The sequence below is a fragment of the Variovorax rhizosphaerae genome (assembly GCF_037889975.1).
GTDB lineage: Bacteria > Pseudomonadota > Gammaproteobacteria > Burkholderiales > Burkholderiaceae_C > Variovorax > Variovorax rhizosphaerae.
In genome coordinates this window covers 12,302-25,522 of the sequence record NZ_JBBKZT010000025.1, presented here as the reverse complement: position 1 = coordinate 25,522, position 13,221 = coordinate 12,302, and the positions used below count along the sequence as shown (strand labels likewise).

Sequence of the window (13,221 nt, the reverse complement as noted above, 5' to 3'; positions counted from 1 at the left end):
AACAACTGCGCGATAGCGCTTGATATGCCGGAGCCAACAGCGCAGACCCAAGATCGGTGGCCGCAGTAGAAAGATTCAGACCTTCTTCAGAGCCGCAGCGCTGCGGCGTAGCCTGTCATCTCCAGATAGCCCCGGCCGACGGGCCTGCCTTGCTCGTCGAGCAGGTCGCTCAGGCCTTCCCAATAGATCGCGCCGGTCGAGCCGCGGCTGTCGAGTTCCTGGTTGTCGAGCAGGGCCTTGACGATGAAGTTGCCCGCAGGTGTGCGCACCTTCCATTCGACCGGGTAGCTTGTCTGGCTGGATGCGCTCTTCCAGATGCGCAAGGGCTCGAACGTGACCTCGCCCGGCGCGAATGGCTTGGGCGTGCCGCCGGCCGTGCGGAATGAACCACCGGCCCAGAGCACGCCGCCCGACTTGAGGCGCGTGCGAAAGGCCATCAGTGCGCTGCCGTCGGCGAGGTTCATGCCGATCCAGTCCCATCCTGCCGCGTCGGGGTGCAGGTAGACCTGGCTCCATTCGTGGTCCAGCCAGGCCGTGCCCCGTACCTCGAAGGGCTGGCCCTGCAAGGTGATCCGGCCGCTCGCCGCAAGCTGCGGCTCACTGTAGTAGTAGCTGGCCTGCTCCGGCCCTTTGCGCGAGAGGCCGGCGTTGCCTTGCGGCAGCACCGGCTGCGTCGGCGCAAAGCGCAGGTCGAGTGCGAATCCGCTGGCCGGGATGCGGGCGCTGTAGCCATCGGCCTTGCGTTCGAGCAGCCAGTCGCGCAGGTGCACGCGGGTGTCGGTTTCGCTCGCCTCGGCCACGCCCATGCCGGCCCGTGCGATGCGCTGGTCGTGCAGGAGCTTGCCGCCGGCGAGGTCGGTCATCGCGGCATGCGCAAAGATCAACTGCTTGGCGGCGAAGGCCGATTGCATGGACTGCGTCTCTTCGATGCGGGTTCGAAAGAACGTCACCTGGTAGCCGAACACGCGCGTGCCGGCGGTCGCCTGGCCGGTGATGTACCACCACTCGGTGCGCAGGTCGGGATGGCTGCCGAAGTCGCGCGGAAACTGCAAGGCGCGGGGCGGCAGTGCCCAGGCCGGTAGCGGCATCAGCGCGGCCAGCAACAGCGTGCGACGCGACAGGCCCAGCGTCATTGCAACAAGGCCTCGATGCGCCGTTCTGACGTGCTGACATCGCCGAAGGCCTCGCGCACCCACTCGGCATCGTGGTAGCTGGGGAGGTAGCGCTCGCCGGCATCGCAGAGCAGCGAGAGGATCGAGCCCTGCCGTCCGGCGTCGCGCATCTCCTGTGCGATCGCGAGCATCGCCACCAGGTTGGTGCCGGTCGACGGCCCGACCTTGCGGCCGATCAGGGCCGAGAGCGCGCGCATCGCGGCCACCGAATCGACGTTGGTCACTTCGACCATGCGGTCCACCAGCGTGCGGATGAAGCTGGGCTCGACGCGCGGACGTCCGATGCCTTCGATGCGCGAACCCGGTGTGGTCAGCGATGCATCGCCGGTGCGGTGGTAGGCGCCGAACACCGAGCCCTCGGGGTCGGCCACGCAGAGCTTCGTGTCGTGACAGCGATAGCGCACGAAGCGCCCGATCGTCGCACTGGTGCCGCCCGTGCCGGCGCCGACGACGATCCATGCCGGGACCGGGTGCCGCTCGTGCGTCATCTGTTCGAACATGCTCTGCGCGATGTTGTTGTTGCCGCGCCAGTCGGTGGCGCGCTCGGCATAGGTGAACTGGTCCATGTAGTGGCCGCCGCTGCGTTCGGCCAGCGCGCGCGCCCCGTCGTAGACCTGCGCGGCGCGTTCGACGAAATGGCATTGGCCGCCGTAGAAGCCGATCTGCGCGATCTTTTCAGGCGAGGTGCTGCGCGGCATCACCGCGACGAAGGGCAGGCCCAGCAGCCGCGCGAAGTAGGCCTCGCTCACCGCGGTCGAGCCGCTCGATGCTTCGACGACGGTGGTGCCTTCGCGCAACCAGCCGTTGCAGAGGGCGTAGAGGAACAGGGAACGCGCAAGGCGGTGCTTGAGGCTGCCCGTGGGATGGGTCGATTCGTCCTTGAGGTACAGGTCGATGCCCGATGCAGCGAGCCCAGGCAACGGCAGGGGGATGAGGTGCGTGTCGGCGCTGCGCTGGTAGTCGGCGTCGATGCGGCGGATCGCCTCGGTCTGCCAGCCTGTGGTGGGGGTCGGTCGCGTCATCGGGGAATTGTCATCCCGCTCGGGCTTTGACGCCGATATCCGCATATCGATAGCCGAAATGCTTCTAGACGCATGTCACCGCGCGGCCTTCAACGGCGGCAAAGTCGTGTGTTTTCTCCTCATCCCGCTCTCATGGCTCAAAAACTCAAAGTCGTCGCAGTCTCCGGCGGCCTGCAACGCCCATCCCGCACGCTCGCCCTGGTCGAGCAATTGCTGGAGGGACTGTCGGATGCACTGCCTGTCGACGCGCGGCTCATCGAACTCGGCGCGATCGTGCCGAAGTTCGGCAGCGTGCTGCAACGCACCCACTTGCCGCCGGAGATCGAAGTCGTGCTGCGCGACATCGAGTCGGCCGACCTGCTGCTGGTGGCAAGCCCGATCTATCGCGGCTCCTACACCGGCCTGTTCAAGCACCTGTTCGACTTCGTGCATCACGAGGCGCTGATCGACGTTCCGGTGCTGCTCGCGGCCACGGGCGGGAGCGATCGGCATGCGCTGGCGATCGATCATCAGCTTCGGCCGCTGTTCAGCTTCTTCCAGGCGCACACGCTGCCCATCGGGGTGTATGCGACCGACAAGGAGTTCAGCAACTACCGCGTGAGCAGCGATGCGCTGCGCGCCCGCATTGCGCTGGCGGTCGAGCGTGCGCTGCCGGTGCTGCGCCAGCGCGTACTGCGTCCGGTGGTGGTGCCGACGTTGGCGCTGGCTTGATCGGTGGGGGATGCGGGAGCTGGCAGGCGAACTTCTGCGTTCGGTTCTCGCATTTCGATATGCGACAAGCGTCGTTGGCTTGTGCGCCGAACGCAGCTACCGTCAGGTCATCGCAAGCAGGTTCGCTTGCAGATCGTTGTAGGTGGGGTTGTCTCCTCGTCGTTCCGGAAACGACGTTCACGGGTCCGATGGGGCCCGTTTTTTTGAATCTCATGCCGCAAAGAACCGGTTCGCTGGCCGCGGCAAGCCGAGGTTCTCGCGCAAGGTCCTGCCTTCGTATTCACGGCGGAAGATGCCGCGCCGCTGCAGTTCGGGCACGACCTTCTCGACGAAGGCATCGAGCCCGCCGGGCAGCCACGGGAACATGATCATGAAGCCGTCCGAGCCGTCGGATTCGAGCCACTCCTGCATCTCGTCAGCGATGGTCTGCGCGGTGCCGACGAAGGCCAGCCCGCCGTAGCCGCCCAGGCGCTGCGCAAGCTGTCGCACGCTGAAGCCTTCGCGCTCGGCCAGCGCGACGACGCGCTGCTGGCTGCTCTTGCTCGCATTGGTCTCCGGCACGGGCGGCAGCGGCTTGTCGGGGTCGAACTTCGACGCATCGACACCGAGCCAGACCGAGAGCGACGCGATGGCGCTCTCATAGTGCACCAGGCTGTCGAGCCTTGCACGGATGGCGCGCGCTTCCTCGACCGTGTCGCCCACCACGACGAAGGCCGCCGGCAGGATCTTCACGTGGTCGCGCTCGCGGCCCAGTGCGGCGAGGCGGCCCTTGACGTCGGCATAGAAGCTGCGGCCCTCGGCCAGCGTGCCGTGCGCGGCAAAGATCAGTTCGGCCGTCTCGGCGGCGAGCTGTTTGCCGGGCTCGGACGCGCCGGCCTGCGCGATCACCGGCCATCCCTGCACCGGCCGCGCGATGTGCAGCGGGCCGCGCACCGACAGGTACTTGCCCTTGTGGTTCAGCGTGTGCAGCCTGTCCGGATCGAAGTAGAGGCCGCTCGCGGCATCGCGGATGAATGCATCGTCGGCCCAGCTGTCCCACAGGCCCGTCACGACGTCGTGGAACTCGCGCGCCCGCGCATAGCGCTCGTCGTGCTCCATGTGATCTTCGAGGCCGAAGTTGAGCGCGGCATCCGGGTTGGAGGTGGTCACCACGTTCCAGCCCGCGCGGCCGTTGCTCAGGTGGTCGAGCGAGGCGAAGCGGCGCGCGATGTGGAAGGGCTCGTCGAAGGTGGTCGATGCGGTGGCGACCAGGCCGATGTGCTCCGTGGCCTGGCTCAGCGCCGACAGCAGCGTGAACGGCTCGAAGGAGGTGACGGTGTGGCTGCGCTTCAGTGCCTCGATCGGCATGTTGAGCACCGCCAGGTGGTCGGCCATGAAGAAGGCATCGAACTTCGCGCGCTCCAGCGTCTGCGCGAAGCGCTTCAGGTGGGCGAAGTTGAAGTTGGCATCGGCAAAGGCGCCAGGGTAGCGCCATGCGCCGGTGTGGATGCTGACCGGGCGCATGAACGCGCCGAGCTTGAGTTGTCGGTGGGAGGGCATAGGGGGCGAAGGTGAGGAGCCTGCCCTTTTATGCCATCCCGCTCGGCGTGACAAAGACGAAATCGTGCCGAGCATATGGGTTGTGCGCATGTGCGCCGCCTGTGCATCGCATCAACGCAAATCGCATCTGGTAACTCGCAATCGTTCTTTGGCAAGCACGAGGTCGCTCCGCAGAATCGGTCGCATCGATCCCGCAATGTGTGGGGTCGGCTTCTTCAACTCTCTTGGAGGTCACCGCATGTCCAATCGAATTCCTGAAAGCTTCCGGAATCCTGAGCGCTTCGCGCCAAGCGTGCTGTCGGTGCTGCGCATCGTCTCTGCCTTCCTGCTGATCCAGCATGGGTCGGCGAAGCTGCTGGGCATTCCGCACGTGGCGAACTTCGACAACCTGCAACTCGTGTCGCTTCTTGGCGTGGCGGGTGTCCTGGAACTCGTCGGTGGCGTGCTGCTGTTGCTCGGCCTGTTCACCCGGCCGACTGCGTTCGTGCTGTCTGGCCTGCTGGCCTTTGCCTATTTCATCGGCCATGCGACCAAGGGCTTCGTGTTGACGCCGTTCTTGAACCAGGGCGAGGCCGCCGTGTTGTTCTCGTTCGTGTTCCTCTACATCGCCGCAGCAGGTGCGGGTCCGTGGAGCGTCGACGCGCGCCGCGCAAGAGCTGCCGAGCCTGCAGGCATTCCAAAGGCTGCCTGAACCCGAAGGCCGGCGCGACGGTTGAGTTCGCTATATGCAACTGACTTAACGGTCGTTCCCCTCGCGGCTTGCGCTTCCGACAATCGCGCCCGCCTTTATTCGTCGACCCAAGGACTTTCTTTCATGTATCCCGTCATCTCCAAAGACATCGAGTTCAGCCCACCGCGCGGCCTCACCTGGAAGGCGCTGCGCAACTTCGCGCTCGGTGTGCTGGTCGCCTGCGCGATTGCGCTGATCGCGAGCTTCCTGACCATCACTTCCGCACACGCGCAGGGCAAGGGCGAGTTGCGCATCGGCTACCAGAAGTCGGCCAGCCTTTTCGTGCTGCAGAAGGCGCAGGGCACGCTGGAGAAGAAGCTTGCACCGCTCGGCTTCGGCGTGAAGTGGGTCGAGTTCCCGGCCGGGCCGCAGTTGCTGGAAGGCCTCAACGTCGGCGCGGTCGATGTCGGCTATGTCGGCGAAGCGCCGCCGATCTTCGCGCAGGCCGCCGGTGCGAAGTTCGTCTATTTCGGGAATGACCCGGCGGCGCCGCAGGCCGAGGCGATCCTCGTGCTGAAGGATTCGCCGATCAAGTCGGTGGCCGATCTCAAGGGCAAGAAGGTCGCGCTCAACAAGGGCAGCAACGTGCATTACCTGCTGGTGAAGCAGCTCGAGAAGCACGGCCTGTCGTTCACCGACATCCAGCCGATCTACCTCGCACCGGCCGATGGTCGCGCCGCTTTCGAAAGCAAGAACGTCGATGCCTGGGTGATCTGGGATCCGTTCCAGGCCGCGGCCGAAAAAGCCACCGGCGCACGCGTCCTGGCCGATGGCACCGGCAACGTGGTCAACAACTACCAGTACTACCTGGGCGAGCGCACTTTCGTCGCGAAGAACCCGAAGGTGATTGCGGCCTTGTTCGAGGACTCGGTGACGCAGGACATCTGGCTCAAGAAGAACCTGCGCCAGGCAGCCGAACTCATCGCGCCGCTGCAGGGCCTGCCGGTCGACGTGGTCGAGACCGCGCTGCGTCGCTACGAATTCAACGTCAAGCCGATCACGGCCGCTGTTGCTGCCGACCAGCAAAAGATCGCCGACACCTTCTTCCAGCTCAAGCTGATTCCGAAGGCCATCAAGGTCAGCGACGCCGTCGTCGTGGCCCAACCCTGAGCCGTCTCATGTCCACTCCCATCCAGGCCGTCAACGTCCGCAACCAGTTTCGCGGCAAGATTCGCGAGATCATCCGCGGCACGGTCGTCTCCGAGATCGACGTCGAGACCTCGTTCGGCATCGTGACTTCGGTCATCACCACGCGTTCGGTCGATGAGCTTCAATTGAAGGTGGGCTCGGATGTGGTTGCGCTGGTCAAGGCGACCGAAGTGTCGATCGCCACGCTGTGAGCGCGCACGCATCCATGTCGTCTTCTTCCGCGGGTCTTCCTCCAATCGTCGCGGTGGCCGACACCGCGGCAGGGGCTTCGTTCGGACCACTCTGGCAACGCTTGCGACAGCGCGTACTGCCGCACCTGATCGGCTGGCCGTTTCCGCTGGCGGTGCTGCTGCTCTGGTACCTCGGGGCGCGATACGAATGGATCGCGCCACAGGTGTTGCCGTCGCCCGCGTCGGTGTGGGCCACGTTGGTCGATCTGTTTCGCACGGGCGAGATCTGGGGGCACCTGGAAGTCAGCCTGTTCCGCGTGTTCGCCGGCTTCACGGTCGGTCTGGTCGCGGGCGGGGCGCTGGGTGTCGCGATGGGGTTGTCGCCGACTTTCAAGGACTACGTCTATCCGCTCTTCAAGGCGTTCAGCCAGATCCCGGTGCTGGGCTGGCTGCCGCTCTTGATGCTGCTGGTCGGCATCGACGAGGCGCTCAAGGTCATCCTTATCGCCAAGGCCGCGCTGGTGCCGGTGGCGCTCAATACCTACAAGGGCATCCAGGGCGTGCCGACGCGCTACATCGAGGTGGCGCGGGTGTTGCGCTTCACACGCTGGCAACTGTTGACCAAGGTGGTGTTCCCGTCTGCTTTCGCGCCAATCTGGAACGGGGTGCGCTATGGGTTCACACATGCGTGGCTGGCGCTGGTGGTGGTCGAACTGCTGGCCTCGAGCGAGGGCATCGGCTTCCTGATCGTCTATGGGCGGCAGCTGTTCCAGCTCGATGTGGTGCTGGCCGCGGTGGTCGTCGTCGGTGCGGTTGGGTTTGCGCTGGACAAGGCGCTGGCGCTGATCGAGGCGCGGCTGACGCGCTGGCGTCGGGCGGGGTTCTAGGGCATGAGCGATACGCAAGCGATCGAAGTGCCGGCGGTACGTCGTTCTCGTCATCCTGTCCCCAAGGCGGTCCGCGGTTGGGTCTTGCCGATTGGCCTGTTGCTGTTGTGGTGGGCCGCATTCCACTTCGGCTGGAGCACTTCCGCATTGCTGGTGTCGCCGGCTGCGGTGTGGGATCGCGCGGTGCGCTAAACCGCGAGCGGCGAGCTGCAGGTGGCGCTGGGTTCCAGCCTGTGGCGCAACTTGGCCGGCTTCGCGATCGGCGCGAGTGCCGGGCTGGTGTTCGGCGCGGCACTCGGCTTCTCCCGCCTATTCGAGCGCGCAGTGGGGCCGAGCTTCCATACGCTCAAGCAGATCTCGCTGTTCGCCTGGATTCCATTGATCTCGGTGTGGTTCGGCCTGGGTGATGCGGCCAAGGTGGCGTTCCTTTCGCTGGCCGCCTTCTTCCCGGTGGTGCTCAACACCTTCGAGGGGATTCGCAGCGTGCCGCGTGAACTGCTGGAGGTGGCACGCGTCCTCAAGTTCAACCGCGGGCAGATGCTGTCGCGCGTGGTGCTGCCGAGCGCATCGCCGTCCATCTTTGCGGGCATCCACCTGGCGCTGATCTACGCGTGGCTCGCCACGCTCGGCGCGGAGTACCTGCTGGTCGCGGGCAAGGGCATCGGCAACACCATGATCGATGGCCGCGAGCACTTCCAGATGGACCTGGTGATCTTCGGCGTCATCGTGGTCGGGCTGGTGGGCTTCTCGCTCAACTGGATCGCCACGCGCATCGAACACCGGCTGCTCGCATGGCGCGGCCACTCGGTCGCGCAATTCTGAATCGCAAAGAACGAAGAACCTCATCATGGCCAACAACGCAGGCACGCTGGACATCCGGCACCTGAGCAAACACTACGAAGTCGAAGGCGCGCCGCTGCAGGTGCTCGACGACATTTCATTGCGCATCGAGCCGGGCGAGTTCGTCAGCATCGTCGGCACCAGCGGTTGCGGCAAGTCGACGCTGCTGCGGCTCGTGGTTGGTCTGGAGGATGACTACAAGGGCGACGTGCTGCTCGACGGCCAGCGCATCGTCGGCACCAGCCTGGAGCGCGGCATCGTGTTCCAGGAGCACCGGCTGTTTCCGTGGCTCACGGTCGAGGACAACATCGCGCTGGGCCTGCTCAACGCGCCGCTGACGCCGGGGCAGAAGCGCTTCGAGGTGCGCGACCACATCGCGCTGGTCGGACTCAAGGGCTTCGAGAAGGCCTGGCCGCATCAGTTGTCGGGAGGCATGGCGCAACGCGTGGCGATCGCGCGTGCGCTGGTCAACCGGCCCGAGATCCTGCTGCTCGACGAACCCTTCGGTGCGCTCGACGCGATCACGCGCACGCACCTGCAACAGGAGTTGCAGCGCATCTGGCAAGCCGAGGGCATCACCACGATCCTCGTCACGCACGACGTGGAGGAGGCAGTGTTTCTGGGCGACAAGGTGGTGGTGATGGAGCCGCGGCCTGGGCGCATCCGGCGCATCGTGCCGGTGCCGCTGCCGCATCCGCGCAATCGCGCCACGCTGGCATTCGCCGAGATCAAGGACAACGTGCTGGCGGAGTTCTCGGGCGATGCCGCGCTATCGGCAACGTCATCTCCCGTTGTCGAGGACACGCGTGCCACCAAGGTCGCGCCAGACGTTCCCGTGACTGTGTTCTGACACCGCTTCTTCTCTTTCTCTCTTCAAGGCCATTGCATGACCCGCTTTTTCCATTCCATCGGCCGCCGGCCACTCCTGGCCGCTGCCGCGCTCGCCACATTGCTCTGCGCCAGCGCCGCGACGGCCGCCGACCTGAAGGTGATCCGTCTCGCGGCGCCCGAGCAGGGCAGCCAGGGCAAGTCCTTTGCTGGTGCCGGCCCGGTGTCGCTGGTCTATGCGCAGAAGGCGCTTGAAGCCGAGTTCGCAAAGGACGGCGTGCAGGTCGAGTGGAAGTTCTTCAAGGGCGCAGGCCCGGCGATCAACGAGGCACTCGCGACGGGGCAACTCGACGTCGTGTTCCTGGGTGACCTGGCCGGCGTGATCGGCCGCGCGAGCGGGCTCAAGACACGGCTGGTCGCCGCAGCCGGTCGCGGCAGCAACAGCTACCTGGCGACGGCGCTGGGCTCCAACATCAAGAGCTTCAAGGACCTGAAGGGCAAGCGTGTTGCGGTGCTGCGAGGCACGGCCTACCAGTTGTCCTTCAACCGTCTGCTGGAAGACGAAGGGCTGACCGAGAAGGACGTTCGCTTCACCAACCTCGACTGGCCCACCTCCAAGGCGGCAGTGGTGAGCAAGGACATCGACGCGACCTTCGGCGGCTCCGACCTGCAGTTGCTCAAGATCGCCGGCACCGCTGACATCCCGGTCAGCACCCGCAACAAGGGCCCGATCTACGGCATCAACGGCGGCGTGATCGCCACCGACGATTTCGCGAAACAGCATCCCGAGGCCTTGACGCGCCTGGTCAAGGTCATCGTGCAGCAGGCCAGGAACGCCTCCGACGATTCGAAGCGCGATGCACTCTTTGCACGCTTCAACGAGATCAGCGGCTTGCCCGTCGCGCTGTTCGCCAGCGACTTCGAAGGCACGTCCATCAAGGAGCGCTATTCGCCGCTGCTCGACGACGGCTTCGTGTCGCACTACACCGACGTCATCGACGGCGCGAAGAAGGTCGGCATCATCCGCCAGACCTTCGATGCGAAGAGCTGGGCAGACCCGACCTTCGTGAACCGGGCCGTCAAGGAATTGCAGCTCGAATCGTTCTGGGCGCTGACGAATGCGGCCGGTCTGATCGCGAAGCGCTGAGGGTTCCGCAAGCCGATGAGCAGCGCTCCCAACATCATCTTCATCCTGGCCGACGACCTCGGCTGGGCCGACCTCGGTGTCTACGGCCAGACCGGCTTCGCGACACCCCACCTTGATCGCTTGGCGGGGCAGGGCGTGCGCTTCACCCAGGCCTATGCCAACTCGGCAGTGTGCTCCGCGACCCGCTTCGCGCTGATCACCGGGCGCTACCAATATCGGCTGCGGGGTGGGCTGGAGGAGCCCATCGCCAGCAACGGCAAGGGACTGGGCCTGCCGCCCGAACACCCGACGCTGCCCTCGCTGTTGAAGGCTGCAGGCTACGACACCGCGCTCATCGGCTAATGGCATCTCGGCAGGCCGCCGGAGTACGGGCCGCGGCAGAGCGGCTACGACCGTTTCTTCGGCAATCTCGGTGGCGCGGTCGACTACTTCACCCACAAGCCCGGCGTTGGCGCACAGGTGCCGCGCGACCTGTTCGAAGGCGAGGTGCCGGTAGAGCGCACCGGCTACTACACGCAGATCCTGGCGGACGAGGCGGAACCCTATGTGCGCGACCGCCGCGATTCGCGCAAGCCCTTCTTCCTGTCGTTGCACTTCACCGCGCCACACTGGCCCTGGGAAGGACCGGAGGACGAACAGGTCTCGCGCGACATCAAGGACCTGTTTCACTACGACGGCGGCAACCTCCGGAAGTACGGCGAGATCGTCGGCGCGCTCGATGCGGCCGTGGGCCAGGTGCTCGCCGCACTCGACGACACGGGCCAGTCCGGCAACTCGATCGTCGTCTTCACCAGCGACAACGGTGGCGAGCGCTTCTCCAACACTTGGCCTTTCGTGGGCCAGAAGACCGAGTTGCTCGAAGGCGGCCTGCGCGTGCCCACGCTGCTGCGCTGGCCCGCACGCATACGCCCGCAGGTGCAGGAGCAAATCACGATCACGATGGACTGGCTGCCGACGCTGCTGGCTGCCGCCGGCCTCGCACCCGACGATTCGTATCCGAGCGATGGCGAGAACATCCTGCCCGTGCTCGAAGGCCAGGCGCCCGTATATCCCCGCACCCTGTACTGGCGCTACAAGGCACAGGCACAACGCGCAGTGCGCGACGGGGACTGGAAGTATCTGAAGATCAACGACAACGAGTTCCTGTTCGACGTGGCCGTGGACCAGCGCGAGCGCGCCAACCTTCGCAACCTGCAGCCGGAAGTGTTCGCGCGGCTCAAGCGCCAATGGGACGAGTGGAACGAAGGCTTCCTGCCGATCACCGATGAGATGTTCACCCACGGCGTCACGCCGGACATCCAGGCCGACCGCTATGTGCCGCACACGCTGGTACGCATCGCGCCCGGTGCAGCGAGGACAACATGAGCCAACCGACTTCCGCGGGCCGTGCGCGCATCGCCTGGATCGCCGGTGTCGGCGCGAGCGCGGGCCTGGGCGCGGCCGTAGCCAGGCGCTTCGCCCAGGGCGGCTTCACCGTGGTGCTGACTGGCCGCACGCAGGCGCAACTGGGGACTGTCGCGTCAGAGATCTAAGCCGCGGGCGGACAGGCCCATGCGTTCGCAGGCGACGTGGCGAGCGAAGCCCAGATCAATGGCATCGCACAGCACGTGCGCTCGCTCGGCGCGCTCGATGTGGCCGTGTTCAACGCCGCCGGCATGGTGCGCGCGGCGACGCTGGACATCACGGTCGACCAATTCACCCAAGCCTGGCGCACCGGCACGCTCGGCGGCTTTGTCTTCGCACGCGAGGCACTGCCGCTGTTGCTGGACAACGGTGCCGACACCCATGCGCCAAGCGGGCGCGGCAGCCTGTTCTTCACCGGCGCCACCGCGGCCCTGCGCGGCAAGCCACCGTTTGCAGCCTTCGCCGCCGCCAAGGCCGGATTGCGTTCGCTGAGCCAGAGCCTGGCACGCGAGTTCGGCCCGCAAGGCATCCACGTTGCGCACGTCGTGATCGATGGTGGCATCGATGGCGAGCGCGTGCGCAGCGCCGCACCACAGCGCGTGGCGCAGGCCGGCGACGATGGTCTGCTGAACCTCGACGCGATCGCCGAAACCTACTCGCAACTGCACCAGCAACACCGCAGCGCGTGGACGCAGGAACTCGACCTGCGGCCTTTCAAGGAAGCCTTCTGAGGAGTAATCCCGTGAGCGCAGTTCTCAGCCCATCACCGAGCGTCAGCACGAGCCATGCCGTGCAGGCCGAACTCAACTACCTCGCACCGGGCGTGACCCGTCCGGTGAGCTATACCTTCGAGCCACCCGAGGGCACGCCCTGGACCACGGGCGAACTCGCGCCCGAGACCGTGGCGATCCACGACGCGCGCCCACTGGCCGCACTGGGAGAACTTTCGCTCGACAGGAGCGGGTTCGCGAAGCTCGCACACCGAAGCGCATTGACCGATTTCTCCGATGACGCGGCGATACGGAGCATCTACTACCCCGAGTCCGTCGCCCTGCTGCGCGCCGCGACAGGCGCGGAGAAGGTCGTGGTGTTCGACCACACCCTGCGGGACAGCGCGAACGGCTCGCGCACCACGAAGACCCTGCGCGAACCGGTGCGTCGGGTGCACAACGACCAGACCTTCGTCTCCGGTCCACGCCGCGTGCGCGACCACCTGTCACCCGAGGAGGCGGCCGAGCGGTTGAAGCACCGCTTCGCCATCATCAACCTCGGGCGACCGCTGGACACTGTCGAGCAGCTACCACTGGCGATGTGCGACGCGCGCTCCATCGCGCCAGAGGACTTGGTGCCGAGCGACCTGGTCTACCCCGACAAGGTGGGCGAGATCTATTCCTTCCTGCACAACCCCGCCCACCGCTGGTACTGGTTCCCGCGCCTGCGCAGCGACGAGCCGCTGCTGCTGAAGATCTACGACTCGCAGGAAGACGGCACCGCGCGCCTCACTGCACACAGCGCGTTCGAGCATCCGGACACTCCCTCCGATGCACCGCCTCGGCGCAGCATCGAGTTGCGGGCATTGGTGTTCTGGCCCGCTGGGGAGGATGCCTCGGCGTGAACGCGTT

General features: G+C 65.8%; 11 protein-coding genes and 3 pseudogenes. 11 read left to right on the top strand and 3 right to left on the bottom strand.

All coding sequences use genetic code 11. The annotated features are described in order from the left end of the window. Window positions 1–86 precede the first annotated feature (86 nt). Both WKW82_RS33690 and WKW82_RS33685 read right to left on the bottom strand, forming a co-directional pair. Window positions 87–1,133, bottom strand: coding sequence for a lipocalin-like domain-containing protein (locus WKW82_RS33690; RefSeq protein WP_340347338.1), 1,047 nt, complete (start codon window positions 1,131–1,133; stop codon window positions 87–89). Further along, on the bottom strand, window positions 1,130–2,194 hold the full coding sequence (locus WKW82_RS33685) for a PLP-dependent cysteine synthase family protein (protein WP_340347336.1): 1,065 nt from the start codon (window positions 2,192–2,194) through the stop codon (window positions 1,130–1,132). Before WKW82_RS33685 ends, WKW82_RS33690 begins: the two co-directional genes overlap by 4 nt. Window positions 2,195–2,326: 132 nt before the next feature. On the opposite strand from WKW82_RS33685, the gene msuE reads away from it, so the two are divergent. Continuing rightward, window positions 2,327–2,905 (top strand): FMN reductase, encoded by a 579-nt coding sequence (gene msuE, locus WKW82_RS33680; RefSeq protein ID WP_340347334.1) that lies wholly within the window; start codon window positions 2,327–2,329, stop codon window positions 2,903–2,905. A gap of 210 nt (window positions 2,906–3,115) precedes the next feature. Here the strand turns inward: msuE and WKW82_RS33675 are convergent, their stop codons facing one another. Further along, a complete protein-coding gene (locus tag WKW82_RS33675) occupies window positions 3,116–4,444 on the bottom strand; it encodes an LLM class flavin-dependent oxidoreductase (protein WP_340347333.1) in 1,329 nt (442 codons plus the stop codon). 238 nt (window positions 4,445–4,682) lie between these two features. Here WKW82_RS33675 and WKW82_RS33670 point away from each other — a divergent pair, with 238 nt between their 5' ends. The 10 genes and pseudogenes from WKW82_RS33670 (at window position 4,683) to WKW82_RS33625 (ending at window position 13,214) form a co-directional block, all read left to right on the top strand. After that, window positions 4,683–5,135, top strand: a complete 453-nt coding sequence (locus WKW82_RS33670; RefSeq protein ID WP_340347331.1) for a DoxX family protein — start codon at window positions 4,683–4,685, stop codon at window positions 5,133–5,135. Between the two features lie 123 nt (window positions 5,136–5,258). Next, a complete protein-coding gene (locus WKW82_RS33665) occupies window positions 5,259–6,284 on the top strand; it encodes a sulfonate ABC transporter substrate-binding protein (RefSeq protein ID WP_340347329.1) in 1,026 nt (341 codons plus the stop codon). A gap of 8 nt (window positions 6,285–6,292) precedes the next feature. Continuing rightward, the gene (locus WKW82_RS33660) at window positions 6,293–6,514 is read left to right on the top strand and encodes a TOBE domain-containing protein (RefSeq protein WP_340347328.1); all 222 of its coding nucleotides are present in this window, start codon (window positions 6,293–6,295) and stop codon (window positions 6,512–6,514) included. Window positions 6,515–6,528: 14 nt separating this feature from the next. Further along, the gene (locus WKW82_RS33655; RefSeq protein WP_340347327.1) at window positions 6,529–7,380 is read left to right on the top strand and encodes an ABC transporter permease; all 852 of its coding nucleotides are present in this window, start codon (window positions 6,529–6,531) and stop codon (window positions 7,378–7,380) included. Between the two features lie 3 nt (window positions 7,381–7,383). Then, window positions 7,384–8,202, top strand: a pseudogene (locus WKW82_RS33650) (ABC transporter permease). A gap of 25 nt (window positions 8,203–8,227) precedes the next feature. Further along, window positions 8,228–9,070, top strand: coding sequence for an ABC transporter ATP-binding protein (locus WKW82_RS33645; RefSeq protein WP_340347326.1), 843 nt, complete (start codon window positions 8,228–8,230; stop codon window positions 9,068–9,070). Between the two features lie 36 nt (window positions 9,071–9,106). Continuing rightward, window positions 9,107–10,195 carry an ABC transporter substrate-binding protein gene (locus WKW82_RS33640; RefSeq protein ID WP_340347325.1) on the top strand — a complete coding sequence of 363 codons (1,089 nt, stop codon included), beginning with the start codon at window positions 9,107–9,109 and terminating at the stop codon, window positions 10,193–10,195. Between the two features lie 15 nt (window positions 10,196–10,210). After that, window positions 10,211–11,560, top strand: a pseudogene (locus WKW82_RS33635) (sulfatase family protein). Then, window positions 11,557–12,330, top strand: a pseudogene (locus WKW82_RS33630) (SDR family NAD(P)-dependent oxidoreductase). Before WKW82_RS33635 ends, WKW82_RS33630 begins: the two co-directional pseudogenes overlap by 4 nt. An 11-nt stretch (window positions 12,331–12,341) precedes the next feature. Next, complete coding sequence (locus WKW82_RS33625; RefSeq protein WP_340347324.1) at window positions 12,342–13,214, top strand: CmcJ/NvfI family oxidoreductase; 873 nt, start codon at window positions 12,342–12,344, stop codon at window positions 13,212–13,214. The last annotated feature ends 7 nt before the right edge of the window (window positions 13,215–13,221 follow it).

Bases quoted from the DNA above. Each gene is read 5' to 3' on its own strand.
- WKW82_RS33690 (WP_340347338.1), bottom strand. From the start codon at position 1,133: ATGACGCTGGGCCTGTCGCGTCGCACGCTGTTGCTGGCCGCGCTGATG.
- WKW82_RS33665 (WP_340347329.1), top strand. From the start codon at position 5,259: ATGTATCCCGTCATCTCCAAAGACATCGAGTTCAGCCCACCGCGCGGC.
- WKW82_RS33655 (WP_340347327.1), top strand. From the start codon at position 6,529: ATGTCGTCTTCTTCCGCGGGTCTTCCTCCAATCGTCGCGGTGGCCGAC.
- WKW82_RS33660 (WP_340347328.1), top strand. From the start codon at position 6,293: ATGTCCACTCCCATCCAGGCCGTCAACGTCCGCAACCAGTTTCGCGGC.
- WKW82_RS33685 (WP_340347336.1), bottom strand. From the start codon at position 2,194: ATGACGCGACCGACCCCCACCACAGGCTGGCAGACCGAGGCGATCCGC.
- WKW82_RS33670 (WP_340347331.1), top strand. From the start codon at position 4,683: ATGTCCAATCGAATTCCTGAAAGCTTCCGGAATCCTGAGCGCTTCGCG.
- WKW82_RS33645 (WP_340347326.1), top strand. From the start codon at position 8,228: ATGGCCAACAACGCAGGCACGCTGGACATCCGGCACCTGAGCAAACAC.
- WKW82_RS33675 (WP_340347333.1), bottom strand. From the start codon at position 4,444: ATGCCCTCCCACCGACAACTCAAGCTCGGCGCGTTCATGCGCCCGGTC.
- msuE (WP_340347334.1), top strand. From the start codon at position 2,327: ATGGCTCAAAAACTCAAAGTCGTCGCAGTCTCCGGCGGCCTGCAACGC.
- WKW82_RS33640 (WP_340347325.1), top strand. From the start codon at position 9,107: ATGACCCGCTTTTTCCATTCCATCGGCCGCCGGCCACTCCTGGCCGCT.